22 protein-coding genes are annotated in these 25,376 nt (G+C 53.8%); 9 read left to right on the top strand and 13 right to left on the bottom strand.

Annotated elements, in window-relative coordinates; genetic code table 11:
• Nucleotides 1-72: 72 nt before the first annotated feature.
• The gene (locus tag PHA01_RS00905) at nucleotides 73-996 is read right to left on the bottom strand and encodes a hypothetical protein (protein ID WP_271892737.1); all 924 of its coding nucleotides are present in this window, start codon (nucleotides 994-996) and stop codon (nucleotides 73-75) included.
• Between the two features lie 665 nt (nucleotides 997-1,661).
• Here PHA01_RS00905 and PHA01_RS00900 point away from each other — a divergent pair.
• The 3 genes from PHA01_RS00900 to PHA01_RS00890 all read left to right on the top strand — a co-directional run bounded on the left by PHA01_RS00900 (nucleotide 1,662) and on the right by PHA01_RS00890 (nucleotide 3,897).
• A complete protein-coding gene (locus PHA01_RS00900; protein ID WP_271892736.1) occupies nucleotides 1,662-2,471 on the top strand; it encodes a helix-turn-helix transcriptional regulator in 810 nt (269 codons plus the stop codon).
• A gap of 6 nt (nucleotides 2,472-2,477) precedes the next feature.
• Nucleotides 2,478-2,960 carry a hypothetical protein gene (locus PHA01_RS00895; RefSeq protein WP_271892734.1) on the top strand — a complete coding sequence of 161 codons (483 nt, stop codon included), beginning with the start codon at nucleotides 2,478-2,480 and terminating at the stop codon, nucleotides 2,958-2,960.
• Between the two features lie 676 nt (nucleotides 2,961-3,636).
• Nucleotides 3,637-3,897 (top strand): hypothetical protein, encoded by a 261-nt coding sequence (locus tag PHA01_RS00890; RefSeq protein WP_271892732.1) that lies wholly within the window; start codon nucleotides 3,637-3,639, stop codon nucleotides 3,895-3,897.
• Between the two features lie 386 nt (nucleotides 3,898-4,283).
• Here the strand turns inward: PHA01_RS00890 and PHA01_RS00885 are convergent, their stop codons facing one another.
• The 6 genes from PHA01_RS00885 to PHA01_RS00860 form a co-directional block, all read right to left on the bottom strand.
• Complete coding sequence (locus PHA01_RS00885; protein WP_271892730.1) at nucleotides 4,284-5,024, bottom strand: TfuA-like protein; 741 nt, start codon at nucleotides 5,022-5,024, stop codon at nucleotides 4,284-4,286.
• Between the two features lie 9 nt (nucleotides 5,025-5,033).
• Nucleotides 5,034-6,290 carry a YcaO-like family protein gene (locus tag PHA01_RS00880; protein WP_271892728.1) on the bottom strand — a complete coding sequence of 419 codons (1,257 nt, stop codon included), beginning with the start codon at nucleotides 6,288-6,290 and terminating at the stop codon, nucleotides 5,034-5,036.
• A gap of 778 nt (nucleotides 6,291-7,068) precedes the next feature.
• Nucleotides 7,069-7,311, bottom strand: coding sequence for a hypothetical protein (locus PHA01_RS00875; RefSeq protein ID WP_112526165.1), 243 nt, complete (start codon nucleotides 7,309-7,311; stop codon nucleotides 7,069-7,071).
• A gap of 37 nt (nucleotides 7,312-7,348) precedes the next feature.
• Nucleotides 7,349-9,373 (bottom strand): BTAD domain-containing putative transcriptional regulator, encoded by a 2,025-nt coding sequence (locus PHA01_RS00870; protein WP_112526167.1) that lies wholly within the window; start codon nucleotides 9,371-9,373, stop codon nucleotides 7,349-7,351.
• A 416-nt stretch (nucleotides 9,374-9,789) separates the two neighbouring features.
• Nucleotides 9,790-10,038 (bottom strand): hypothetical protein, encoded by a 249-nt coding sequence (locus PHA01_RS00865; protein ID WP_112526170.1) that lies wholly within the window; start codon nucleotides 10,036-10,038, stop codon nucleotides 9,790-9,792.
• Between the two features lie 89 nt (nucleotides 10,039-10,127).
• Nucleotides 10,128-10,910, bottom strand: coding sequence for a helix-turn-helix domain-containing protein (locus PHA01_RS00860; RefSeq protein WP_271892727.1), 783 nt, complete (start codon nucleotides 10,908-10,910; stop codon nucleotides 10,128-10,130).
• A 392-nt stretch (nucleotides 10,911-11,302) separates the two neighbouring features.
• Here PHA01_RS00860 and PHA01_RS00855 point away from each other — a divergent pair, with 392 nt between their 5' ends.
• Genes PHA01_RS00855 through PHA01_RS00835 form a run of 5 tightly spaced genes read left to right on the top strand, consistent with a single transcriptional unit; the run spans nucleotide 11,303 to nucleotide 15,905 of the window.
• Nucleotides 11,303-12,478 (top strand): MraY family glycosyltransferase, encoded by a 1,176-nt coding sequence (locus tag PHA01_RS00855; RefSeq protein ID WP_271892725.1) that lies wholly within the window; start codon nucleotides 11,303-11,305, stop codon nucleotides 12,476-12,478.
• A 26-nt stretch (nucleotides 12,479-12,504) separates the two neighbouring features.
• Nucleotides 12,505-13,338: a glycosyltransferase family 2 protein gene (locus PHA01_RS00850; RefSeq protein WP_334311988.1), complete on the top strand. Its 834-nt coding sequence runs from the start codon at nucleotides 12,505-12,507 to the stop codon at nucleotides 13,336-13,338.
• Nucleotides 13,335-14,009 carry a YdcF family protein gene (locus PHA01_RS00845; protein WP_271892723.1) on the top strand — a complete coding sequence of 225 codons (675 nt, stop codon included), beginning with the start codon at nucleotides 13,335-13,337 and terminating at the stop codon, nucleotides 14,007-14,009. The genes PHA01_RS00850 and PHA01_RS00845 overlap by 4 nt, the downstream gene beginning before the upstream one ends.
• Nucleotides 14,006-15,298, top strand: a complete 1,293-nt coding sequence (locus PHA01_RS00840) for a hypothetical protein (protein WP_271892721.1) — start codon at nucleotides 14,006-14,008, stop codon at nucleotides 15,296-15,298. Before PHA01_RS00845 ends, PHA01_RS00840 begins: the two co-directional genes overlap by 4 nt.
• A 13-nt stretch (nucleotides 15,299-15,311) precedes the next feature.
• Nucleotides 15,312-15,905, top strand: coding sequence for an LbetaH domain-containing protein (locus PHA01_RS00835; protein ID WP_271892719.1), 594 nt, complete (start codon nucleotides 15,312-15,314; stop codon nucleotides 15,903-15,905).
• On the opposite strand, the gene PHA01_RS00830 is transcribed toward PHA01_RS00835, so the two are convergent.
• From PHA01_RS00830 to PHA01_RS00820, 3 genes are read right to left on the bottom strand one after another with little or no spacing between them, the layout of a single operon-like run.
• Nucleotides 15,899-17,107, bottom strand: coding sequence for a glycosyltransferase (locus PHA01_RS00830; protein WP_271892717.1), 1,209 nt, complete (start codon nucleotides 17,105-17,107; stop codon nucleotides 15,899-15,901). The two genes, PHA01_RS00835 and PHA01_RS00830, sit on opposite strands and share 7 nt — an antisense overlap.
• Nucleotides 17,104-18,351: a glycosyltransferase family 4 protein gene (locus tag PHA01_RS00825; RefSeq protein ID WP_271892715.1), complete on the bottom strand. Its 1,248-nt coding sequence runs from the start codon at nucleotides 18,349-18,351 to the stop codon at nucleotides 17,104-17,106. Before PHA01_RS00825 ends, PHA01_RS00830 begins: the two co-directional genes overlap by 4 nt.
• Nucleotides 18,348-19,607 (bottom strand): glycosyltransferase family 4 protein, encoded by a 1,260-nt coding sequence (locus tag PHA01_RS00820; protein WP_271892713.1) that lies wholly within the window; start codon nucleotides 19,605-19,607, stop codon nucleotides 18,348-18,350. Before PHA01_RS00820 ends, PHA01_RS00825 begins: the two co-directional genes overlap by 4 nt.
• Before the next feature lie 384 nt (nucleotides 19,608-19,991).
• Between PHA01_RS00820 and PHA01_RS00815 the strand changes: the two genes are divergently transcribed.
• Entirely contained in the window at nucleotides 19,992-20,993 is a 1,002-nt protein-coding gene (locus PHA01_RS00815; RefSeq protein ID WP_271892710.1) for a GDP-L-fucose synthase family protein, read from the top strand.
• 79 nt (nucleotides 20,994-21,072) lie between these two features.
• On the opposite strand, the gene PHA01_RS00810 is transcribed toward PHA01_RS00815, so the two are convergent.
• From PHA01_RS00810 to PHA01_RS00800, 3 genes are read right to left on the bottom strand one after another with little or no spacing between them, the layout of a single operon-like run.
• Nucleotides 21,073-22,347, bottom strand: coding sequence for a polysaccharide biosynthesis/export family protein (locus PHA01_RS00810; protein ID WP_271892708.1), 1,275 nt, complete (start codon nucleotides 22,345-22,347; stop codon nucleotides 21,073-21,075).
• An 8-nt stretch (nucleotides 22,348-22,355) separates the two neighbouring features.
• Nucleotides 22,356-24,524, bottom strand: a complete 2,169-nt coding sequence (locus tag PHA01_RS00805) for a GumC family protein (RefSeq protein WP_271892705.1) — start codon at nucleotides 24,522-24,524, stop codon at nucleotides 22,356-22,358.
• 45 nt (nucleotides 24,525-24,569) lie between these two features.
• Entirely contained in the window at nucleotides 24,570-25,361 is a 792-nt protein-coding gene (locus PHA01_RS00800) for a response regulator transcription factor (RefSeq protein WP_112526193.1), read from the bottom strand.
• Nucleotides 25,362-25,376 lie beyond the last annotated feature (15 nt).

Here is a 25,376-nt window from a genome sequence, read left to right as displayed (position 1 = left end):
TCTGACATGCTGGTCTGCGCAAGTTTTGCGCAGACCATCGTCAAAGCTGGCAGTTTCGCCTTGTTGTTATTTTTATACGGAGTCGCTGTCGCCGACGGAGGTGTGTGTGTAGTCGCCATTGATGACGGTTGCATCGAAGGCGTTCTGTTGCAGATTGGCACCGAGAACGATTTCCTGCGTAAAGGCACTGGATGCGAGTTCTGCACCTGCACCCGCGGAGCTTGCCCCAGACAGATCGTCGCCAGCACCAAAATCGCCGGAACCACCGGAACCGTGGCCACCGAAGAAGCTGCTTTCAAGGCCGCCCCAGCCACCGTCGTCCGTGCCGATGCCATCGCCGGCATGTGCGATGCCGCCAGTTGCCCCTGCATTGACACTGCCGGAATTGGCTTGGCTTACACCGGAGAGAGAATCATTGTCGACGAGATCGACAACCTGGTTCAACGCAAAGCCGGTGTTTGTGCCCGCACCGTTAAATGCATTGTTGAAGACGTTGTCGAAGTGAACGTCGTTGCCCGGATCGAAATTGATGCTGCCCGAATCTGTCAGGAACAGGTTGTCGAAGCTGTTACCTGTAAGGTCGAGATCGGCAAAATCGTTATCGGTGGGCAGAAAGCCGTCCAGACCGAGATCGACCGATACATGCACATCCGTAGTTGATGTGTTGGAGTTGGCATTGGCGTTAGCATTGGAGTTGTGATTGTCACTCTCGTTGAAGTTACCGTTGGCATTGAGATTGCCATTAAGGTTACCATTGAGATTGCCGTTGCCATTGCCGTTCAGATTAAGATTGTCTGAACTCGAATGCTGGTCCTGGCTCTGGCCTTGGCCCTGTCCTTGACCTTGTGCTTCCAACTGTCCCTGGCCCTGGGCCTGCAACTGGAGAGCCAGCGCTGCAGCTGCTGCTGATGCAGCGGCATCTGAATCGGCCGATGCCGATGGATCGCCATTGTTACCTGGGTGCCAGTTGTATTGATTGTTTTTGTTTCCACTCATGATTATTTCTCCGATTTTTGATCGGAGCGAGCAAAACCTCTATGCATTTCAAACGAGGTTACGATGCCTGCTCCATATGCCTTCAGATACAAGCAAACAAAAGCCGTCGATGCAGGATTTTGCGATAGGCAAAATACTTGATATCGAGATACGGTACTTATGTTTACTGGTTGATACTTGGACTACCCCAAACTGCTATTATAAAATCCAAGCCAGCGGACGATATGCCGCGAAGGCTCCAATCGAAAGCTACCAATTTTGCTTAGACCCCTGGCTGCGTCCCGATGCGCGAGTTGCTCCTCTGCCTAGTCCTTAAGTTATGAGCGTCTACGGTCGTTTTTTCTAAGCACGGCGCCACAAATGGGCGCAAAGAAGGGGCAACTACAAGTTCGGTGTAATTAATATTGGGGAGGCCAAGGCCCGGACAACCACTGTCTTTGCACGCGAAATCGGTTTCAAGAGTTCGAATCGGCCCAGCATTTACTCCCTGCTTATGTCACGACCGCGTCACGCGGCATTTATTAATCCTCTATTAATCAACACGGGTAGCGGGGGCTTACTGTCAGGTTGAGGCAAATGAATAAAAGAACTTATTGGACTAAGCGAAAACGCAAATAAATCCTGAAGAGAAATACTCTTCTCATCAAAGGGCGTAGGGAACTATTATGAGTGGAACAACACCTGACCATATTCATTATGCATCGAAGATTGAGGGCGACTCAAAATTCAAAAGTGGCATATTCATCTATGCCGAATCGGGAGTGGTATTCCAGGGCCTGGTTCAATCCCTGGAAAGAACATTTCCCGACATCGATGTTCACCTTTCCAGCAAATTCGTCGAATTCGAAAAATTTGATGAAGATGTTGGTCTCGTGCTTATTCACAGCGGCTTCGTCGCCGATGTAGGCGAGTGCATCGCACGTTTCAAAAAGCGCTTTCCCAGCGCCTCGATCACGATGATGATCGATGAAAACAGCGCCGGTTTACAGGAGTTGAACAGCCTGTTCGACAACCGACAGGTCCAGGGACTTCTCCCTTTCAGTCTCAAACTCGATATCTGGCTGGCAGTGATCTGGTTGCTGCTGAATGGGGGTGAATATTATCCTTCGGCTATCATACGTTCAATCGAGAAGAACGCCGGCGGTCACGCGAATGCTTTCGGCAACCAAGGAAAAAATAGTTCCGGTGTCGTCAAGCAGATCAAGACGCTGACACTCCGCGAAACTCAGATCCTGGAGCTTCTGTCGGAAGGTCTGCAGAACAAGATCATTGCGGATCGGCTGTCGCTCTCCGAACACACCGTCAAGGTTCATGTGCATAATCTTATTCGCAAGCTTCGGGTTCACAATCGCACCCAGGCTGCAGCGGTATACCGGAACAGCATGGACCAGGAGGCGTACCAGCCCCCTTTTAAAGCGTACGGTACGGGGATGGGTCGCGTGGACGGCTCGCTTGAGATGGCCCGGGCCGTATAAGTCAAAATGTCCCGCATTAATGACGTATTGATGCTGGTGGGCAAACTTAACTATACGTGGACGAACACCGAAAGCCTGTTCATCTACCTAATTGCCCACCTGCTTAGCACCAACAAGGAAGCTGCAACCGTCATCTTCCTGACCTTGAACACGACGAGAGCCCGTATCGATCTGCTGGAGCGTCTGGCAAAAATTCGCTCAACAAGTCCGGAAACCAAAAGTGCCGTACTTACGATAACCAGCAGAATGACGCGAGAGCAGCGTCTGCGCAACAAATACAACCATTGTATTTATTCTTTTGACGAGACAGGCAGCATTGCATCGACCCAACTGATGCGAATCGTCGATATGGACGACAATTTGAAATATGGAAAAGTCGAAGCGCTGGACGATGCTGAGATGAAGCGAATTCAAGCGACAATCGACGCTGTCATCGACGTGAATAAATCGATCTGGGCATTCATAAAGCTCAAAAATATCCAAGTCTGATGGGCCAGGCGCACAAGCGCCAAAAGTAATATCTTGAAATTGATCGTTCACTTCAAACGCGAAGGGGTCTGTTTCTGGAGCTATAATAATTATTACTATGGTTTCGCTAGTACTGTTAATCAATTTTAATTATTGACGAAAAGTCAATATACTATAACTTATTTGTCAAAAGCGAATCAAAAAAACTACAAAACAAAGAAGAGCTATAAATACAAATAAAGTATTTTATCCGGATGTCCGCATTTGTATTGTGTTGTAACTATGGGTACTTCTTGGTGGGACAAGGGGAGCGCAGGTTATATGGCATATAACCACGATATTGTAAGTAATGCCTTGAGTTTTTCGGAGCTGCCAAGGCAAATAGAGAAATGAATGGGGTCGTTGGGGGGCCCGAGTTATGCCGTATAGAAGAAAACCGCTGAACGAACAGCGGAGAAAAAACACGATGGGAACAGGCCGCCTTCTCCATGAGATGGCGTCCTTTATCCCTGCGATTGCCGGGCTCACCGTCCAGTTCCCGGCATCGGCCAGAACTTTCCTGGCCACGCGTGGCAAAGAGTTTCTCCGTTGCGCATCCCGATCTGAGGCAGAAGGCAGTTGCCGAGCATAGCGCCGGCCCTGCCCCAGGCCAACGAACAGGAAAAGCAATCTCACGCAACATTTGCCAAGGGTATTCATGCGAAATCGCCTGCAGACATTCTGCCCCTCAAAGACAGTGCATTCACGCATCGTGAACGCACTGTGGATAGAGTTTGGCGGAACCCCATGGAACATGCCGCCTGATTGGGAGCCCGAGCGTGCGTGGGCGCGACAGCTTGACCTGACGCTGATTCCCAATCTCGGTCCGATGTCCGTCGCAATTCTCGATCAATGGCTTGCCGCCGACGAAGATGACGAAAACGACGATGACACCGAACGGCCCGGCGGTGCAGAGTAGAACTCTTCCTGGAAAATTTTGAGCAAGGCACCAAAGAAAAACGCGCCCTGGAGGGGGCGCGCAATGCGTGGCTTTCACCTGTCGTTTTCTGAACTTTATTTTATAACTAAACCCCCAACTAGACCAGTGCTACGCCGAAATTCTGAGTTTACTGTTTATATAATATTTAGAATTCCGGCGTAGGTCCCCCACTGACTGCCCGCTTGCTCCCACACGCTTGAATGCTTTTTTGTTTTGTTTTCATGCGTTAAACTTGCGACCATGGGATGAGATTATGTTTCACACCGTTACGCAAGCGTGACTCAAATGCCTTTTTGGGGTGTTTTTTCAAGAAGTCCGGTAATTAATTGGGGTTAGGCGCAATCAGGACGAAATAATCAATAGGTTCAAGCCCGAAGCCTGCTCCATTGCGTGGTTTCGTTGAATTGCCATCCGGCGAAATCAGGCTGCAGCTCTCTGACTGGGGTAGCGCTTTTCCGCTCGAGAAGAACGTCGAGCAGCCTCGAGGCGTCTTCGCGCTTGATATTGCGGATATGCGGTTTCAATCGTTCAGCCGCGCGATCGATCTCGGGCGAGACAACCTCGAATACCCGCCGCCAAGTCCGTTCCTTGAAAAACACAGAATCGGCGCGCGCGCGGATGAGAGCGTATTCCCCGGCGTCGATTGTTCCGGCGGCAAGCGCCGCATCAAGCGTTGCGTCGATGGTTACCATGGCTTCGCTGAAGGCGACATAGCCGAACTCGGGGGGCGCGTGAACCTGCGCGACGGCCGCATCGTCTTCCAAGCCGCCAAAGGCATAACGTTCGAACACTTCGCCGATGCCGATCATGCCAAACGGATGGCACTCGGCAGCGCGCAAGGCGCCCATGCTGGCTGCGCCGTAGACAGTGGCTCCGCGCGACAGCGCATAGAGAATTTCCTTATGCCAGACCGCGGCAACATCTTCGAATCGCCCGTCGACCAATGCGATGACGCGAAAGCCTTGATCCACTGCATGGGTGATATCACCGCATTTGGCCGGGCCGCGGCAGGTCAACCCATATTCCGGCAGAACGCGGTCTTCACCGCCTCGCACAGGCACAAATTCGGTTCCGGAAAGACTTGGGCCCGCGAACAGGATCTTCATCGCCATCTCCTATTGCCGAAGCATGGCGTTGAGCGCACGCCCGCCAAAGCGATGCTTGCGGATACCGGCCGGACTTTCCAGCTCGTTGACCAAAACGCGGCAGACTGACATCCCGTAATCCTCGCCGCCCATTGGCACGACAACAACGCTGCCGATACCGCGCCGGCGCAAGGGTTCGAGATAGGTTTCGAGGCTGGCGCGGTCCGCAGGTTCTGGCTCGTCAAATCGCCAATGATCGGCCGGTTCGGCGTGGATGTAGACGCCGAGATCCGGCGCAAGGCGCTGCGCATATTCGGAGGGGTCGAAATCATCGCGCGCGCCGGAAATATTGGTGATTCGCGTCTGCGCCGCTTCGGTTATGGCCCTCATTGCCGCAACGCGCGGCGACAGATGACAACCATAACCGGCGGCGAGATCGAAATGCAGATACGTGCCATGCTGTGTCGCCGGGCTGATCGTCGCCATGAAGACAGGCAGGCCGATATCCGACGTTACGTTGAACAGCCGCAGGACAAAGTTTGCCGCACCGATCCGTTCGGCCAGCCCGTCAATGCCGCTATCGTCGAAAACTGCCGGATCGACACAATGTGCCTGCACACCAGCGTCGCGCTGAAAACGCCACAACTCGGTAGCATCGCGTTCAACACGCTCGCACAATCCGTGAATGACCGCTTCCAGCAGGCAATTGCCCGAGGCAAGGCCATCGGTCGACTGGCAATAATGCCAGGATTGCCGTGCCGAGGTGAAATCGAGCGAGACGAGTTCGCGGGGCACAAAAACCGGCTTCTGTTTCAAAAGGTCGAAGCCTTCGAGCCAATAATCGTTTTCATCGGCCCCGGCCTCGTCCGCGCCACGCATCAACAGCACGCGCCCGTCAAAAACATCGTGACCGGCGTCACTTAGCTCGCGGCGGCTGGCGGCAAAGGAAGCGAGCGGAATGTCTTCGGCAATGGCGATTTCGGCGGCCTCCATCACAGCGGAAGCGCGGGCATGGGCGGCGCTGATGCCTTTGCCCTGGCTGACAGCCAATGTCCGGCTGTTGGGGCGCACGGCCATCCACACGGGAATGCCGATCCGGTCGAGGCCGGTCACCTCGGCCATCCGGACGATGCCCAAACGAGGAAAGTGCGGCCGCAACCGGCTAACGGTTTCGTCCGCATCGATCAGTCTTGTCGATGACAATTCTCCCGGGCGGAAAGCAGAACGAAGGTTCGCTTCGTCTGCCGCCAGCCGGTCGAGAACCGGAATCTCGGCCAATGGTTTCATTGCCACTCCATCAGGCCGCAAAGCACGCATTTATTGCAAACTATCCAAATGCTGGATAACGCGCTTGCAACTGTGTTTAGTTTATTGCCGCTGGCCCAGCGGAATGCGCCCGTTCCGACGGATTGCTGCGGTACCCACTGGCCACAACCGGACCAGCGGAATGCGCACGCTCCGATGGATTGCTGCGGTACCCACTGGCCACAACCGGACCAGCGGAATGCGCACGCTCCGACGGATTGCTGCGGTACACGCTGTCCACAACCGGACCGGCAGAATGCGCACGCTCCGATGGATTGCTGCGATACCCAGTGGCCACAACCGGACTGCTCGAGTGAGCACGATCAGATGTTTCATCCCGTGCGTTCACTGTTAAGAAGATCTCTGCTTCTTTCGATGCAGGACCAAAGAAATGCGCGCGGTCCGACGGATCATTCCGCCTGCCCGCCGTCATTACCATACCGCTAGAATGAGCGCGGCCAGTAGCGTCACTCCGGCTTGCATCGGCAGCAATGATATTTCCGGGTCGATTGGCAATCGAATCAATGAATTCACTGCCAGCCAGTCCGGAAGAGGCGATTAAATCACGATCGAGAGGCTCGATCGTTTGAGTTTCAGAGTCAACGAGCCAGAGCGCGTTCGTCTCTGGATCATTCAAGATGTAAAAAGTTGCCATGCGAATAACCTTTCTATGAAGGAGAGCCCACATGGCGAACGTATGACGATTTTATTTTAGATCAAGAAGAAGTATGAAAACGACCCCTTTTTCTCAAAATTTAACTTACTTTTTAACTGGGGCTGGATCAACAATATGCGATTTCGTTGCGCTATCGGATCTATTATTGGTCGCAATCGCAACATCCACACCTTTTATGGTCGTTATTCCTTGCTTTCTTGCGGTCTCAATGACCTTGACCAAACCAGCGTCGCCGGCTCCCGCCGCCGGCACAACTGTCCCATTTTCCACGTCAACCAGCCAAAGCTCAGCCTGCCCGGCTTCGCCGAGGATAAAATATTTCGCCATAGTATGGTCCCTTTACTTGAAGTTCGAATGTTGCTGATTATTGAAAACCTGCTTCCCGGAGCGAGTCTTCGTATTTCTGACGCTGTTCCGGAACTCTCAGGCACATGCCCTTGATCCAGTCATCAATTCTAAAGTTTGGATTGTCCTCTAGTGCTTGATCTCTGCATTCGAACGCTTTCTCTTTTTCGCCAAGCATGGCCCAGCAGGCTGCCATAGGACGCGCAGCAACGCGCGGGTTCTGCATGCGCTGTATAAAGTCGATGGCCTCAGAGTACCGGTCGAGGTCGTGAAGCGTGCCCGCGCCTACCCAATAATAGTAGTCAGGGGCCAACGGGTTCAAAGCGATGGCCTGCTCAATCTTCTCAAATGACAGCTCGAGATAGCCGTAGTGGTTGAGTGCGTCAGCATAGTCGGCCAAGAGATCGGCGTGCTGCGGATTAATGGACTCGCCCTGGTCGAAATATTCGAGACTGTCGTCGAATTTACCAAGATACATGCTGATGGTGCCAAGTTCGCGCAAAGGCCGTTCATCATCCGGGTCGGCTGGTGCGGCACGCTTGGCGATCTGCTCACCCTCAAGCAGGATATCCTTCTCGCTTCGAGCACGCATCAACCATTCCTTCTGCATCGTTCGCGCGATGCCACTTAAAGCCGGCACGAAATCTGGCGAAGCCGTCAGGGCATTCTTGAAGGCCTGGCGCGATTGATGCAATTTGGGGAGGTCGAACTTGTCTATTTCCTTCTTGCCTATGAGATACCAGTAGTAAGCATTCGGGTCCTGGTAAAGCTTGTTGTAGCGGTCGAGTTCGGACTTCTCGATGACCGAAACAACGGAGAGTATGATGCGGATCGACAGCTGGCGGTATTGCTGCTCGGGCAGGACATAATCGAACTTCTGCTTTTCGGCCCAGACGATTTCCTGCGTAGCAACATCGACCAATTTCACCGACAGGAAACAGAAACCATCGCGGCGCACGATCTTGCTGTCGACGGCATAGTTGACTCCGAATTGCGCATTCAGCCCTTCGAAACTGTCAATGGGAGATTCGGAGACGACCCTCTTCGATGTATAGGGCGCAACAACCGACAGCGTACGCAGACGGCAAAGCCCGATGGTAATATCGTCTACGAGCGAGGCTGCAAGCTGCTCCATCGGATCCGCTGCATTGTGCGGCATATAAAGGACCATGACTCGCGGCAGGCCAGCCCTTTTGTTCTGCTCAAGCTGGGTTGTCGCCAGGATTGATTGCGGGGTCTGGATTTCCACGCCATTGGCAACGAGCGGAGGAGCCGGCTGCGGCAGGATAAGGGCTCGCGTTGTCGCTGGTGAAAGTTTGGGCAGCAGTTTCTGGTAAAGCTCGATCGTTTCTTCTTCCGGATCGACATCGAGGTCGTCACGGAGCTTCTTGGCGCATTCGCGGAATGTTCGCTCGACCTTCGCGATCAAACCCAGTTGCGATGCGGTCTGCATCAAAGTGCGATAGCCGACCTCCTGATAGGGATCGATCTCGATCAGCTTGCGGGCGCATTGGCGCTTTTCGTCGATGCTGACGCCAACCGGCTGGTTGACCATCCTCAAGAGCGTCGTGATCAGATCATCGCGCAGCTTGACGCGCTGGACATCCAGCCATTCATCGAAATCGGAATTCTGTGGCTCGTTATGTGCGAGCAGATCGCCAGTATAAAGGCCGGCAAGGCTGAGGACAGACTCTATATCGCCCAACTGCGCAAACTCCAGATACTCAAGAAGATCGATGCTGAGCAGCTCTGCTCTCACCTGCGACAGGTTAAGATAGACATATGTGGCGTCGCCCTGGACAAGGTTGAGGCCGTACTGTTCCTGAAATTTACGGATGCGCGCCAGGCTCTGGCGCAGATTCATGGAAGCATGGGCCTGATCCGTATCGGACCAGAAAACCTGAGAAAGCTTTCCGCGGGAAACGGAATGATTGGAACTCTCGAGAAGCAGATAGACGATTATGCGAAGAAAATTCGCGGGTACGCGCGGGACGAGTTGCCCGCCCAGACTAACAGTTGCCTCTCCAAAAACCGCCAGCTTCATTCCGCCTAAACCCCGGGTTTTATTTGATTTTCTGAATACGTAACCCTGTCAACCGATAAATGCCGTTCTGTCTTGCCATTAACTCTACTATAGCTTCAAATAGTTCACTAGAGGGAGTATTAGCATAAAGTCTAATAACTATGGATTAAGGCACTCCTCATGGCAAGCGCAATGACCCGATAAAGCGCTGAAATTCGAGAGTTTGCCGTCAATTTCCCTCCTCACGCGGCCATGGCTGCGGTCATTCCGAAGAGAACTGATTAGTAAATAATAAATTCGATTGAGTCACTAAAATACTACAGATCGCAATATTCAAAAAGCTATACACAAGAGAAATTCAAGTGGAGAAATATAAGAGAATGAAAGCACTGTCATGCAATAGTCATGATGGCCGCTGATCCATTTCCAATGGTCTTTTAGAACGCGCGCTTGATTTCGAATATGGCTTTGGCGATCGCGATGTCGGCTTCCGAACCGGCGCTCTCAGCTGTGGCCTGGACCAGCTGTTCGCCAAGTTCGGACAAAGCGAGGGAAACCTCATACCTGTCCCAACCGGCGGTCAACGCGTCATCCACCAGTTCCTCAAATGCTGCCCGGAGGGCGTTCTTGCATTCGTTGGTTCTGTTCGATTGATCATCGAATCTATGTGGCTGGAATAGCGTCATGCTATGATCTTACATCCGGTATAAGACCGTACAAGCCGCCAATTTGAGGTAGAAGACCTGCATTAGAGGTAGTTGGACTGACCGTTGGGTCAGTGCACAACCGTTGTGTCGAACGGTTTCATTCCATGATGGTTCATGCTGTTGCGATAGATCGCCGTCGCTTGCGTGCGGTTGTGCGCCCGCAACTTGCGGATCAGATTATGCACATGAACCTTGACCGTGTGGATCGAGAGAGTGAGGCGATCTGCAATGATCTTGTTCTGCAGGCCTTCCGACAAAAGCTGCAGGATCTCGTGTTCCCGCAATGTCAGCGTTTTAACGGGCCATGCCCTGTTGGAAGCACTATCTGGCTGAGTATAGAGCTGCGGTACCTTACCAGACACGCTGGGTGACTTTTCCATCGAACGGATGATGGTGGAGGGATAATAATCGCCCCCGTTAAGCAATAGCCAGACGACCGCGAGCCAAACATCAAGTTTCAAGCTGAAGGGCAGAAGGCCCTGGATGGTTTTGCTGTCAAAAAGACCGGTGAGTTCCTGGGTGGAAGGGCTGTTCTCATCGATCATCAGCGTAACCGATGCATTCGGGAAGCGCATTTTGCAACGGGCAATGCAGTCGACCACGTCAGAAGCAAAGTCGGCGTGAAGCAGCACAAGGCCTACATTGGGATCGGGTGTGCCCGTGTCCCCAACGTTATTCGAGAGGCTGACCTGAATATCCGGGAAGGTTCTTTCGAGAGATTGCATCAACCCCTGGAAAACAACTCCGGCCTCGGCATGAATAAATATGCCACCACGGAATTTCGATCCGCCGTCAACCGGGGATCCTTGCTGAATAAGGTCAGTTCCCATACGCGCAACTGTTACACTCATGTTCATACCCTACGCCACCTGGTGAAAGAAGTATTCCCCTTGTACTTGTCTTATTTCGAAAGGAATTTTTGAAAGGCTACTTCAATTCTGTTTTATGCTGCAAATACTTGCGGATCAGCAAGGCTATGTAACCAAACGTGACGCGACCGTGACACGGAGTAACGATGGCAGCCTGACAGTACCCAATTTACCCAGAATAGCCCTTTATACGCGCGATTCTATTAGTCCAAAGGGACACAGCGGGGCTCATCCTTCAGGAGGAACTGCTTCTCACTTCTCCTAAATGGTGCCGCGTGAATGGCAGCGGTATTCTCCATGAAAAGCATTCCGTACGGCCGTGACGAGGTGAAAACATCTTGCACGAGGGATGCACAATCAGCTGGAGGTGTGTCTTGTTTGTTTGGATCACCAATTGTCTAGCAGCTATGGCAGTCAGTGCCTTGCTGATCGTTGTTTTGAAGAAGGTGTCGCACGCCTGTTCTCTCGTCGATTATCCTGACAGGAGAAAATTGCATGATGGCGTCGTGCCGCTTTGCGGTGGAATCGCGATATTCGCCGCCTTCGCAATGGTCATGCTCGTTCAGGGAAATGAGCCGCTACTCGCCCTGAACTTCTGGGTCGGCCTCCTCATCACGATTATTGTGGGCGTGATCGACGATCGTAGCGAACTCTCGGCAACGAAGCGCCTCGCCGCGCAATTTGTTGCAGCAATTATACTGGTCAATCCTCTGTCAGGATCGACCATTGTGACCGGTATCGCACTTCCGCCTGCCCTTCTCGATATATCCTTCCTGCTCCTTACGGTCGTGGCTATTTTGTTCGTAGTTGGCCTGATCAACTCCTGGAACATGATCGATGGCATAGATGGTTTGGCGGGCGGGAGTGCGGCCGTGGCTCTTTTCTGGCTCGCTGTGGTCGCGGGATGGAAAGGCGCGGGCGAATTGGTGCTGCCGATCGTCGTTCTGTTGGCTGCCGTCAGCGGTTTCCTTGCATTCAATATGCGCAGCCCCTGGATCGCGCGTGCCAAGATATTTCTGGGAGATGCCGGCAGCACGACGCTGGGCGCTGCCATCGCCTATTTGATAATCCGCTTGTCAACCCATACACACATTGCGTTTTCCGTACTCCTTTGGATCGTCGCAATTCCCGTGATCGATACGCTCAGCCTAATTGTCCGGCGACTTTATGCGGGCCGCAGTCCATTGGCGGCTGATCGCTCGCACCTCCATCATCTCTTGCTCGACAGGTCGATTTCGCCACGGACGACGACCAATATCATTCTTGCAGCATCGGCGCTCTGCGGTGCGATCGGATGCTTCGGCATCATTATCGAAGCTTCGAACTATCTGATGACGGTTGCCCTGCTGATACCACTCGCAGCGCATTCCGCCTTCGTGTTTCTCTCGAGCGAGACGGGCACAGATTGGGTGGAACAGTCTCGTTCTGCCGCCGTCGCCCAGTTGAACCCGATGCCGCCTGCCCCGATTCGCGCCGAAATAGGCATGGCCCATACGCCTCAGCCGCCTAGTGCCAACAATAACGCCGGCATGTTTTCAGATGCCGTTTAAGCTAGCCAAAAGTGTGGAGTAATCCCTTGTCAATATCCGTCCTGATCATGACCTTGAATGAAGAAGAGAGCTTGCCGGCATGTTTGGCATCGCTGACATGGTGCGACGATATCGTTGTGCTGGATTCGTATAGTACCGATAGAACCCTCGAAATTGCCAAGGCCGCCGGCGCGCGCGTCTATCAACACAAGTATGAGACCGAAACAAAACAGCGCATGTATGGACTGAAGGAAATCGAATTCAAGCACAAATGGGTCTATATGCCCGACGCTGATGAGATCACTCCCGAGGACCTGCGCGACGAAATGCTGGCGATCGCTGAGGATCCGGACAGGCCCGAAGCAATGTTCAGCGCTCGCTACAAGAACATGTTCATGGGTCGCTGGATCAAGCATAGCAGCCTTTATCCCACGTGGATTACGCGCCTCGCCCGACCGGAACGTATCCAGTATGAGCGCGAATGCCATTCGCGTCCCGTTGGCGATGGTCCGACCGGGCGTCTGCAGTCGCATTTCGTTCACTACAGTTTCAACAAGGGAATGACCGCCTGGTTCGACAAGCATAACCGCTATTCGGGTTTCGAGGCGCGCGAGTCCCTGCAGATTCTGCGCAGCAAGAAAATTCCGTGGACTTCTTTCTTCAGTGCTACGCCAGAGGCCAGACGGCGTGCACTCAAGGAGTTCTCGTACCGCCTGCCATTTCGTCCGGCTGCCAGATTCGCCTATATGTATTTTCTCCGCGGCGGTTTCCTCGACGGCTGGCAAGGCTATCACTACTGCCGGCTCATCGCGTCATATGAATACATGATCGTTATCAAGATGAGAGAATTGCAGCGGCGAGAACTCGGCCTTTCCGTATGACACGTGCCCAAACCCACCCTGGATTGAACATTCGGCAACGGCGCGCTCGCAAGCGATCGCGCAAGTGGTTCTTCGCCGGCCTTGGTCTCGCCGCGGTGCTGGCGATATCCGCCGCCCCCTTGGCGCTTTTCCTCGCCGACCCGCTGCTGACGATTCGCGATCCAATCGGCAAAGCAGACGTGATCGTCGTTCTTGGCGGAGATGGTCCCTCACGGGCCACCAGAGCTGCAGGCTTGTGGCAGACGGGTGTCGCGCCAAGGGTCTTGGTCAGCGGTGATGGCGACTGTTACTGGATACGGGAGGCAATGATCGACCAAGGGGTCGACAGAAGCGCCATTGCCGTCGAGTGCCAATCGGGAACGACTTGGGAGAATGCGCTTTTCACATCACCGATCCTCAAGCAAATGAATGTCCGCAGCGCCGTTCTCGTGACGAGCTGGTATCACTCGCGCCGAGCCATAGCGAGTTTTGAGGCTGCGTCCGAAGATATCCGCTGGATGTCGGTTCCAGTGGAACCACGCCAGCCACTCGAGAAGGTCGCATTTGGTCCCGATGGAATTCAGATCGTGAAAGAGTATCCAAAGACGGTTTGGTACGCCATTCGCCATTTTCTCGGCCTGGAATCCACCCGCATTCCGGCGCCATTCCCGTCGCGGGAGGCGAGAACATGAACTGGCTTCTGACATGGCTAATGCTGGGAACGGTGCTCATGCTACTCCTGTGGGGCATGCTGAAGCCCGAACGCATCTATCAGTTTCCTTTTCCGGTGGGCGTGATCACTTTCGCTTTCATTCTGCCACAGATTCCGGCACTGGCGGATGATCGTTTTCTTCCGGAAGGCGGGTATGCGAAGACGATCGCTTTCACGATCCTTTGTCTTTCAATGTGCTGGTTGGGATGGTCTTCAAACGCCCGGCCCTTTGCCTTTTTTCGCTGGGATTTCGATGAAAAACGCCTGCTGATCGCGGCTTTTTTTCTTTCTCTCACAGGCGCGTACTTTTACTACAAGCTCAGCCGGTTGCCGGGTGAGATGATGGTTGGCGTGCAGATCAGCGGCGCGCCGGTCGCGTGGCTCTTTTTCGCACGATTCATGAGCTATGGCATGGCCATCGCCGTTCTGTGCTTTGCCCGCCGCTATTCGTGGACCGCTGCATTTATCATTGGCGTCGATCTGATATTTTATTTCGACCGGATTGTCGTTACCGGAAAGCGCGCAGAAGCAGTCGAGCTAATCATCATTTTTGCGCTGGCATTCTGGTATTATAAGGGGTGGGTCATACCGCGAACCATCATGCTGGCGGGCGTTCTTATCGGTACGGTCCTGCTGAATAGCATGGGTGATTATCGCACGATTACGAGGGCCAATTCGGCACCCGTGTGGCAGGACATCGCTCAAATCAACGTCGCCGCCAATTTCGATGATTTGTTGAAAAATGGTGGTCCGGAAATGCGGAATGCCATTTGGCGCCTCCATCACACAGAAGAGACGATGGACTTCGACTATGGCAAGTTCCACTGGAACAGGCTGGTCTTCAATTATGTACCAGCACAGCTCGTCGGAGCGAAGTTCAAAGAGTCACTCATGATGACAATGCCTGTCGCGGCACGCGATTACGATCCGCTGACAGGTACGACTGAAACGGGTATGGCCGATGCGTTTCAGTCCTTCTGGTATTTTGGCGCTCTGAAGTTTCTTCTCCTCGCCTATCTGATGAGCCGCTTGTGGGCCTCGGCGAAGAGCGGAGAGATGTCGGCGCAACTCGTCTACATATTTTCGATCGTACCCGCCATTCATGCCATATCACACCAGACGGACTGGGTCCTGACCGTCTGGGTTCATATGCTGATATTCTTGCTACCAACATTGGCGTGGTGCCGGAGTCGTTCGCCAGATCTCCATCCGTACTATTCGAGCGGAATGTTGCTTCCTGCTAACTTTGGCGTGGCAACGGCCCGATAAGGAAAGTCATATTATGCGATCACGCTACAGCGATCCAACATTCGACAGCACGGCGCAGCCCCTGCCGCGCTTGGGCGGTGCCACGTTTGCATTTCGCTTCCGACTGATGAGACTATTCTGGACGATCTGCTGGATATTGCTTGCAGCCTGGACGCCATCGTTTTTATATCCGTGGAGAGGCTGGCTCCTCCGGCGGTTCGGCGCGCGCATTCATTCGACGGCAATCGTGCGGAGCAGTGTGAAGATATGGTGGCCCGGAAACCTCGCCATGGGGCGGCACGCCTCCATGGGACCGGGTGTTATCTGCTATAACGTCGCGGAAATCACGCTTGAGGACTTCGCCATCGTGTCACAGCGTTCTCATCTGTGCACGGGCAGCCACGACGTTAATGATCCAGGATTTCCGTTGAAGAGCAGGTCCATTTCAATTGGATCCAATGCCTGGATCGCAGCCGAAGCGTTTGTGGGACCCGGGGTCGTCGTTGGCGAGGGAGCGGTGCTCGGTGCCAGAGGAGTTGCCTTCAGCAAGCTCGATCCATGGACGATTTACGTTGGAAATCCGGCAAAAGCTGTCAAAGGGCGCAACCGGGATGCTGCAGCTCAGTGATCCGTAGCAGCCACAAGTCTACTTGTACTAGATAGAGTCTTTGGATTGTGATTGGGAGCATATCCCTGGATCGTCAATTCGGCGATGCGCGGCCATGTGTAATTCTCGCGAACAAGCCGTTGACCATTCCGCCCCATGGTCGATGCCATTTCCGGATTGTCCAAGACACTTGCGAGTGCTGAAGCAACGTCGGCCGGATCGAGTGGAACCACCAAGCCAGCATTTGCCGTTCCAACTTCTGGAAAGTGACACGCATCGCTAACTACTACTGGCAGGCCGCAAGCCAGAGCCTCGGTAATAGCGACGCTGAAACCTTCTTGGCGGCTCGGAAGACAAAAGCAGCTGGCATCCACCAACGCGCGCAGTTTGTCTCCACCATAGATGGGGCCGATCAAATGAACCCGATCCGCGATATGCAGTCGATCGATCTGGGATACGAAACCTTCCCGGGCTCCGCCATCCGGGCCAGCGACAACAAGATCGACGTCTGGGTGAGACCCGGCGACCAGCTTGAAAGCATCCGCAAGAATGTCCAAGCCCTTCTTGGTATGGAGTCTGGACAGGAAGAGAATGACACGCTTTTCACGGGCAAGAGAAAGCCGCCTGTGAAAGAAGCCGGCCGCTGGGAGATCAGCGAACTCTTCCAAGAATATGCCGTTCGGGATCGTGAGAGTCGGTGCTTTAAGGCGAAGTGGCTCAAGCAGCCGGGATTCGTCGGTATTGAGCGTCACCAAAAATTTTGCCTGATCAAGCATCTTGCGATACCCAAGAAGCAAAGCGATCCGCTTCTTCAATCGTTTTTGCTTCATGCTCCAGGCATCAAGCATACCGTGTGGCTGGACGCAGTACGGGATGCGGCTCGATCTTGCCGTATTTGCAGCACTTCTGAGAATAGGCTCCCACACGCCATGAATGTGGACGAACGACGCGCCCTTCAACACCTGGCGCAACTGGCGGGAACCTTCGACGCACAATATCTGTTCCATCCGGTCCGGATCATCCAGCAAGTGCCAATGAACAAGCGCTACGAATGGAACGTCTTGAGCAGATTTGAATGCTCGCTTTTCAACTTCCGTGCCACCATAGCTAATGATGTGAACGTCGTGGCCCAGTGCAGACTGGGCAGCTGCCAATCGCACACAGCCACTCTGCGGGCCTCCTTGGGCAGGATCGATCGAAGATATGACATGGACTATTTTCATGCGACACACACGGGCGCGCGCTGCTCGGTAAGGCCAGATAGTGCGGAAAGCAAACGTTTGCCGTAACGGTCAACAGTGAAGTCCGCGGCGCGCGCCACAGCGCTTTCCGACATTGCCGCGCGCATCCCGACATTGTCTGCCAACGTAGTGATCGCTTTTGCTATCGCCGTGCCGTCGCGAATGGGAACAATGAAGCCATCGATGCCATCTCGTACCACGCTGCCCGCATTTTCCGTGCAGACGACGGGGAGTCCGGCGGCAAGCGCTTCATAAACAGCAGTTGCCGATCCTTCGCAAATGGAGGGTAGAAGGAAGACATCGGCCCATTCATATTCTGCAGCCATCTCTGCACGCGGGACGATTCCCCGGAGTTCGACATGCTTCGAAAGGTGCGCCACGACACGCTCAGGAAGGCTGCTCGGACCAGCCATCCGAAAGATCGCGGATGGGCCGAGTAAACGCGCTGCCTCCGCGACATAAGGAGAACCCTTTCGAAGACCGACTTGTCCCACGGTCAACACGCGCAAAGGCCCGCCAATTCGAATAATGTCCTGAGGCGGGTATTGCGGATCTATGCCATACGGAACGACCACACATCGTTCAGCTTTTCCGCCGCGTGCAATGACGTTGCGTCGGACGAATTCCGAAGGACATATGATGATGTCCGCGAGCTCCCACTCGGCTTTCTCACGCTCTGCAAAAATCTTTGCATGTGCATTGTCAGTATGTGGTCCGGCCCAATCAGGAAAACTTTGCTGCTCGCTCCCAACGAGCTCTTCAACAACTTCACGCGGGGCAATCATCTGTTCGACTGCAGTCCACATGCCTTGCTGTTTTGCCGCAACCATTTGCTCCAGCGCATCGCCGGCAAAAGCGTAAAGGCCCGCGGCGCCATGAAAGCCGCTTGAAACCACCAAACGCGAAAATTCGGATCCGGCCCACACGGCGTGTTCCGTTTCCTCGACGACGTTCGCAAGGCGAAGCCTGCGGACCGCCGAGCGGAGACCGAAACCAGGAAAGGTCGAGATCAATTCCGGTGCTACACCTTTTGGGACGCGTCCAACGAGGCGTTTAACCGAAGAGGGAAGGAGGTTTTTTGGAAGACCATTGACAAGGCGCGGCCAGCTTTTGGTTGCGCAGATGTCAGTGTAAAAATGTGCGAGCTGATTTTCGGATGCAAAGATGCGGGGCACGGCGTAATGCATGCGAGCACCCAGCTGGCTAACGACAACAGTACCACTCATTCTGCGGGCTCATAAACAGAAGATTTTGATGGAAGCCCCGTCGGCCTATCGAATCTGAGCATGACGTCCGACCATGCAGCTACGGCGCTCTCCCGTGAAAACAGGGTCTCCAGGACACGTCTTGCGTTTTGACCGTTCTCTAAACGACGTTCGGGGGAGTTTCTCATCTCGAGGATGACATCCGCGAGTCTTCTTCCCTCGCCAATTTCCACAGCCGCGCCGCAGTCTTCAGCGGCCACCACGCGCGCTACCTCGCCGTTTGGGTCGCCGACGAAGAGAGTTGGCCGGCCAGCCGCCAGGATCCCATAAAACTTGCTCGGTACGATGCAATGTTCGAGCCGAGGCAAGAGTGACACGATATGAGCATCGGCTGCACTCAAGCTTTCAGCGATACGTTCGGCCGGCTGAAGTGGCTTGAAAACTACATTCTTCAAATTACGATTCCGCACGACCTCTTCGACGTGGGCCCTCTGCTGGCCGCCACCAATCATTAGAAACTGAATATCGTCATGCCCACTCAAAAGCACCGCCGCTTCCAACAGCGTCGAGAAGTCGTGGGCGCGACCAAAGTTGCCCGAATAGCCAACAACGAACTTGTCCTGCAAACCCCAACTCGCCCGCAGGCTGTTGGATGCGGGTTCTACGGGATAGATCTCATCGCCATCGGACCAGTGGTGCATGACAAAAACCTGTTTCTCGGAGAAACCGCGGTCGGTGAGATAGGCTGCCATCGTGGCAGTCGGACAAACGATCATGGCCGATTTGCGCATCGACCAGTTGCGCATTGATCGGCTGACCGTCCCCGACAAGCTTTTATTCGACAGCATGCCAAGTTCCATGGCGACTTCAGGGAAAAGGTCCATGATCCAATTGACCATTCGCGCGCGACGCAAGCGAATGGGCAAGGAGGTGGTGACGGAGAGCAAGGGTGGATCGGTGCAGACGACACAAACGTCGCCGCTCTTGAGGTTCCACAAACACCAGAGGAATGCAGAGACATGGAAAGTGAGATAATCGATAGCCCGTCCGAGAACATTGCTCCGTCCGAACCGTGTAGCCCATAGACGGCTTACCTTAACCCCTGACACCATTTCTTCCGCTGGCAGTGTCACGTCAGGTTGATCGTGCGGTGTGCGACTAGCGATTGCCGCGACTTCAAAACCGCGACGCGCCAATGCGAACGCCAACCCCGATACCATGCGGCTGGTCGCTGATTGATCAGGTGAGAAATAGCGATTTGCAAATACGATCTTCATTTGTTGATGCCTCAAGCTCGGGCCGTCTGTCAGACACAGATTCTTGGTCTTGATTGTCGCAGTTCGCAGTTGGCGAACAAGTTCAACAAAGGCACTACGGCCCTCCGCGACCGATCATCCTGCCTACTCCTTCCGGAGAGGTTGCGGTCGATTTCCACCCCTTTTAGAGGCTCTATCCCGCCCGATATGCCTTGTATTCCCTAAGGTTGGGAGCCGATCTTATCCCTATTGCCGAAGTGTATCGCGCTGTGCGCCATATATACTGGAACCCAATAACTCGCTTCCTCCGACTGCATTTCAAGAGTGTGCAATGGACCATGGTCACGGCCCACATTCGATGAGCTGTCTTCGAAAAGCGAAACATCGTGCACGAAGAAGGGCGGAATGATCTCCATGGTTGAGTCGGAAAATCACCACTTCGATCTCCGGGGTAAACGAGTATGGGTAGCAGGGCACACCGGCCTTGTGGGCTCGGCGCTGACACGGCGCCTCCAGTCCGAAGGCTGTGAATTGCTTGAAGTTACCCATGATGATCTTGATCTGACGCGACAGCTCGAAACCGAAGAATGGATGGCTAGCGCGCGTCCTGATGCCATCTTCATCGCTGCGGCGAGAGTTGGCGGAATCATTGCAAATTCGACATACCCGGCCGATTTTCTCTACGACAACGCGATGATCGGCATGAATATCATGCACGCCGCCCACAGGCTTGGCGTCCAGAAGTTGTTGTGGCTGGGATCAAGCTGTATTTTCCCCAAATATGCCGATCAGCCGATCCGGGAGAGTTCCTTGTTGACCGGCGCGCTGGAGCCAACCAACGAAGCCTACGCGATTGCAAAGATTGCTGGCCTCAAGCTTGCCGAAGCCTATGCGCGGCAATATGGACAGAATTTCCTGACCGCGATGCCGACAAGTCTCTATGGCCCCAACGACAATTTCGACCCACAGAATTCCCATGTTCTTCCGGCCCTCATCCGCAAAATGTATGAGGCCAAAATCTCGGGGAGCCCCACAGTCGTCGTGTGGGGTACGGGGACACCGAAACGCGAATTCCTGCATGTCGATGATCTGGCCGACGCCTGCGTATTCGTTATGAAGCAGTATATTGGGCCTGAATTTATCAATATCGGCTCGGGACACGAAATCTCGATTCATGATGCCGCGATCTTGATTGCGAAGATTGTTGGCTATGAAGGGTCCATCGTGTTCGATACATCGAAGCCGGACGGTACACCGCGAAAGCTGGTCGATCCTACACGTTTGCAGGATATGGGCTGGAAGCCGAGCATCGACCTCGAGACCGGACTGACCGATCTCTATATGCGTTGGCAACAGTCGATGCTCACATCAACCAATATCGCGCCGATTGCTTCGGCCGCACGTTAGACTTAACGCCAAGGAATAAAAAGCAGCCAGGTCAAAACCTGGCTGCTTTTTCATTTACAAGGATCGCTCCTGGATTGGCCTAACCGGGCGGGTTGATGCTGTTTGCTGCCACATCTTTCGGAACTGCCAATTGGGCCCGTAGAATATCGCCCGCCTTGATCGGATCGTGTTCAGTCAACTCCGATTCCTGATACTCACCATTTACAATCCGCGCGACGGAAAAGGTGAGCCGAACCGACTGATCGCGCGTTGTAGCGCGCTGCGCAGTCGCACCAATCTCAGCCATCGTCTGGACGATGAAGGCCAGTCGCTTTCTCAGGCGAATGAGATCCAGCTCAATGTCACGCAATTGATTGGCGGCGTCGTTTGCCCGCTGCTCGTTCAGAGCTAGCAGACGCTGCCCGATAGCGTTTTCGTTTTGCCGGGCACGTGCGAGAAATGAACCGAATTCAAGGGCATCGCGGCGCATGGCGGAAAGTTGCCTTTGGCTGTCCCTCAATGTCGACTGTGCCGTGAGCCCCTGCGATACAAGCTTCTCGGAGGATCCTACATTCTGTTCCAGAAGAGAAATTTCCTCGTTACGAAGCTTGGTACTTTTTTCTAGCGTATCAATCTCTTCGCGATAATTCTGTTTCTGGTCCTGAAGAGCTTGTTCTTCGCTGTGCAAGGCTGCCAAACGCAAATCGAAAACCCGACGCTCGGAGTCGACCACCTGTTGGCGGGCCGGCAAATCATCCGTGATGGTTTCCTTGTCCAGAACGTATTCAAACGGCTTTTCGTCGAGTTCCGCCTGGAGGCGCGCACGTCTCACGTCTTGGGCGAACACTTGCAGAGACGTGTCCGAATAGTCCTGGCGCGCAGTGACCAGCTGGGTCCCTGCTGTGTCCATCTTGTCCGACGCCTCTTTCAAGCCACCGCTCAGTGCAAACAGTTCGAGCGCAATCATGCCTGGGCGAAATTCATATTTACCGGGCTTCTGGACATCGCCAATGACAAACACTGGCGCATATTCCTTCATTGCCACGGAGACCGAAAGCCCCGGAATGTGTTGAAGCAGCTTCTGGCTGATGGTGCTGCTGATTTCCGCAATGGTCTGATCTGCAACGGGAATATTGCCAAGAATGGGATATCCTATCGTTCCTTCGACGCTGACGGGAAATGTCCCTGACAGTCCAGTATCGCCATAAACGGTGATCAGGAGGACATCGCCCGATGCAACTTTATATGGCTCGTCCGCCCACGCCGCCGAAGCCATTGGCGACAACAAGAGGATCGAAGAAAACGCACAAGCGGTCATCAGCCTGTTGATCCGGTGAGCAAATCCCGGGCGGCTATTTTTTTGTTTGATCAACATTGTCGACCTCATGCCTTTGCAGTGGAAGAGCGGGGTTTTGCGTAGTCAGCAAGCTCCTTGACTACACGCCCGGAGACGAGTTTGGTGGGAGCAAGCGGAGCGCTCAAGGCGACCGGGCCTCGGCTTTCGTGGTCGCTGTTGAGAACGATACCGCTGACTTTCCGGCCGTCGGCGCGCAGTTTCGTAACGGCGGTCACGACGTCCTCCATCCTGGCGACGTCACGGCGCACGACCAATACAGTCGTGTCGGCAAGCGACGCCGCACGTATGGCATCCGCGCTGTTGGCGATAGCTGGCGTATCAATAAGAACGATGTCGTACTGTCGCTTAAGCTCTGCGATCATTTTCGCGAATTGCTCGTGGCCTAGCAAGAATTCTGCCGGAACCTGACAGGTCTGCGTCGCCACAAAGTCGATTGCGGATTCCGCGTCGTGCTGCACCGCCGCTTCAAGTGTATGCCGGCCGCGGATCACTTCTTCCAGATAGGGACCGAATTGATCGCCGAACTCATGGGCCACCATCGGATTCCGGAAATTGGCGTCCACGACGACAGTCCGTATCCCTGTAGCTGATAGTGATCTCGCAAGGCCTGCTACGATCAGCGTCTTGCCTTCCTGGTCGCCAGCGGAAGTAATGGCAATTGCCCGCGCAGCCTTCGTCGATGCCGACAATAATAGCTGTGCCTGGAGGTCGGCGATCGCACGACCAAAGCCCGAATTGCCGTCGGTAACCATTCGCGCGGCTTCTTTCCGCTCCCGAACTGACAATTGTGGTATCCGGCCGATAATGGGCAGCCGCACCGCTGTTTCGAGAGCCAAGCTCGATCGGATGGATTTATCACGCAATTCCATAAGAAACGCGCCGGCCATGCCGAAACAGATGCCGCCAATTCCACCCAAGGCAAGCCATGACGAAAGACGCGGACTTACCTTCGATCTTGCCGGAACAGCACGCGAAATCATACGCGCTTCGGCGGTGGCGATACCGTCCTGCTCGATCGTTTGCTTGTAACGTGTCAGGTAGCTTTCATATATCGCGCGGTTTGCTGAAGCTTCGCGATCCAGCTGATCGGCCTGGACAGTGGCTTTGTTGGCCGTCGACATGCTGTCTTGTAGCTCTTTGAGATTTGCCTCAACCGACGCTTGCTGAAGATGCGTGACATTTATCTCGTTGCGGAGACTATCCAGAATTTGCTGAACCTCCACACCGATCTGGCCCTTCAGCGATTCAAGCTGCGAGTTAAGCTGTGGAAGCTGGACGCTTTGAGTTGCCCCGCTCTCCTTGATTTGCTGAATATTCCTCTCGATCCGGGATTGTTCCGTCCGCAGTGCCAAGATGGCCGGCGAATTGAGAATCTCCGACAAAGCCACGCCAGAGTTATTCTTTGACGCCTCGATTGCGGTTGAGAGCCGGGCTTCAGCACCTGCAAGTTTTCCCCGCAGAGTCGCGAGTTCCGCATTCAGCGCAGCAATTTGCTGCGACTGCAGCGTCATGCCGTTGGCCTTCACTAGTCCTGATTGCTCGCGAAAATCGGCGGCGGCGCGCTCAGAGTGTTCGAGCGTTGCCCGCAGGCTAGAGAGCTTTCCGCCAAGCCAATCGCTAACACGGCGCGTGGCCGAGGTTTGCAAATCGATTTGATAATTGAGGTACGCTTCACCGAACGCATTCGCGACAGCAGCGGAATATTCCGGATTATTCGCACGGTAACTGATGTAAATCGTGTATGATCTGCCGTCGTTGAGAACATTAAGATTTGACAGAAGCTCGTCAATTCTTGACCGATCGGACGGCGTTTCCTCATCTGTCGCGACAAGATTTCCTTGGCCGGGCACAATGATTTTGCCCTTGGAGTCAAAACCTTGACGGTCCAGGTCGGCGAGTACCTTCTCGGCCATGGAGCGCGAGCTGATAATGTCGAGTTCCGTCCGCAAAACCGGACTTTCCTGCGGAAGCGGTGAAACGACCGATTCATTTGGAAGCGCCTGCAATTTGCGAACGTTCAGGGCCAAGATCGCTTCGGAGCTGTACTTGGCCGGGGCGGTCATATAGCCCACTATCGCCAGCCCCATACACACAATAATGGCTGATAGAACTGTAAGCCATCTGTTCATCAGGAGCGAAAGGATTCGCGACAATGGCATTCCGCCCTGTGGGGGCAAAACTTCAGAAACGATCATGATCAATACCTCTGAAAATCAGATATCGGTTAGCAGGTAGGCCGTTCAGAATCTGGATTCATGCGGAATCATGTCGCTAATTTTGTACGCAACCTCCGTCCGATTGGTGGCACCCAGTTTCTTCATGATATTGCGAATATGGACCTTTACCGTGCTTTCGCAGAGGTTGAGCTCATAGGCGATGATCTTGTTTGCCTTGCCACGACGAAGACCCTCAGCAACGGCGGACTGCCGTGCTGTAAACGAAGTGGTGATGTGACGAAACTCGTCGCTTCGGCCGCCAAGGAGCTTACGCAAAGTTAGAACGCTACTTGCCGGTACGAACTTTCCACCGGCGATTGCCAGTTCAATTGCCTGCATGCAGATCTCGATACCAACCGTTGTCGGGATGTATCCACGAACGCCGAGTTCCAATGCCTTCAGAATAAAAGTCAGATCATCATTGTCGGCAACGACAACGACAGCTGCAGTCTGGAAAGTTGCGACAAGCTCGCTGATTTCAGCAGTTAGATTGGCATCGTCCAGGGTGCGATTGCCAGTGTTGATCAACACGGCGCGCAAATTGGATAGTTCTTTTTTGGAGGCTTGCCATTCTTCCAGGCTACCGAATGTAAATACTTTGAGGCCTATGTGATGGTTGATCAAAGCCTGAGCGAGACATTCGCGTTCCAAAGCGCGCTTGTCGACGATAGCCAAGTAATCTTCTGTACTGTATTTTTGGAATTGACGATTACCGTTGTATTTGTCGTTAGATTGTTGGCTGTTATTTACAATGATCTCGCGATCATATGGCTCTTGTTCATTGTTGCCCAAACGGGATGGATGAATATTCTCCATTGTATTAACCCCAAT

This window comes from Candidatus Phyllobacterium onerii (assembly GCF_028331445.1).
Classification (GTDB): domain Bacteria; phylum Pseudomonadota; class Alphaproteobacteria; order Rhizobiales; family Rhizobiaceae; genus Phyllobacterium; species Phyllobacterium onerii.
Note: the sequence above shows the minus strand (reverse complement) of the source record. Positions and strands in the feature narration are given on the sequence as shown.

Excerpts from the sequence above, each read along its gene's own strand:
- PHA01_RS00905 (WP_271892737.1), bottom strand. The coding sequence starts at position 996 with ATGAGTGGAAACAAAAACAATCAATACAACTGGCACCCAGGTAACAAT.
- PHA01_RS00900 (WP_271892736.1), top strand. The coding sequence starts at position 1,662 with ATGAGTGGAACAACACCTGACCATATTCATTATGCATCGAAGATTGAG.
- PHA01_RS00895 (WP_271892734.1), top strand. The coding sequence starts at position 2,478 with ATGTCCCGCATTAATGACGTATTGATGCTGGTGGGCAAACTTAACTAT.
- PHA01_RS00890 (WP_271892732.1), top strand. The coding sequence starts at position 3,637 with ATGCGAAATCGCCTGCAGACATTCTGCCCCTCAAAGACAGTGCATTCA.
- PHA01_RS00885 (WP_271892730.1), bottom strand. The coding sequence starts at position 5,024 with ATGAAGATCCTGTTCGCGGGCCCAAGTCTTTCCGGAACCGAATTTGTG.
- PHA01_RS00880 (WP_271892728.1), bottom strand. The coding sequence starts at position 6,290 with ATGAAACCATTGGCCGAGATTCCGGTTCTCGACCGGCTGGCGGCAGAC.
- PHA01_RS00875 (WP_112526165.1), bottom strand. The coding sequence starts at position 7,311 with ATGGCGAAATATTTTATCCTCGGCGAAGCCGGGCAGGCTGAGCTTTGG.
- PHA01_RS00870 (WP_112526167.1), bottom strand. The coding sequence starts at position 9,373 with ATGAAGCTGGCGGTTTTTGGAGAGGCAACTGTTAGTCTGGGCGGGCAA.
- PHA01_RS00865 (WP_112526170.1), bottom strand. The coding sequence starts at position 10,038 with ATGACGCTATTCCAGCCACATAGATTCGATGATCAATCGAACAGAACC.
- PHA01_RS00860 (WP_271892727.1), bottom strand. The coding sequence starts at position 10,910 with ATGAGTGTAACAGTTGCGCGTATGGGAACTGACCTTATTCAGCAAGGA.
- PHA01_RS00845 (WP_271892723.1), top strand. The coding sequence starts at position 13,335 with ATGACACGTGCCCAAACCCACCCTGGATTGAACATTCGGCAACGGCGC.
- PHA01_RS00840 (WP_271892721.1), top strand. The coding sequence starts at position 14,006 with ATGAACTGGCTTCTGACATGGCTAATGCTGGGAACGGTGCTCATGCTA.
- PHA01_RS00835 (WP_271892719.1), top strand. The coding sequence starts at position 15,312 with ATGCGATCACGCTACAGCGATCCAACATTCGACAGCACGGCGCAGCCC.
- PHA01_RS00830 (WP_271892717.1), bottom strand. The coding sequence starts at position 17,107 with ATGAAAATAGTCCATGTCATATCTTCGATCGATCCTGCCCAAGGAGGC.
- PHA01_RS00825 (WP_271892715.1), bottom strand. The coding sequence starts at position 18,351 with ATGAGTGGTACTGTTGTCGTTAGCCAGCTGGGTGCTCGCATGCATTAC.
- PHA01_RS00820 (WP_271892713.1), bottom strand. The coding sequence starts at position 19,607 with ATGAAGATCGTATTTGCAAATCGCTATTTCTCACCTGATCAATCAGCG.
- PHA01_RS00815 (WP_271892710.1), top strand. The coding sequence starts at position 19,992 with ATGATCTCCATGGTTGAGTCGGAAAATCACCACTTCGATCTCCGGGGT.
- PHA01_RS00810 (WP_271892708.1), bottom strand. The coding sequence starts at position 22,347 with ATGTTGATCAAACAAAAAAATAGCCGCCCGGGATTTGCTCACCGGATC.
- PHA01_RS00805 (WP_271892705.1), bottom strand. The coding sequence starts at position 24,524 with ATGATCGTTTCTGAAGTTTTGCCCCCACAGGGCGGAATGCCATTGTCG.
- PHA01_RS00800 (WP_112526193.1), bottom strand. The coding sequence starts at position 25,361 with ATGGAGAATATTCATCCATCCCGTTTGGGCAACAATGAACAAGAGCCA.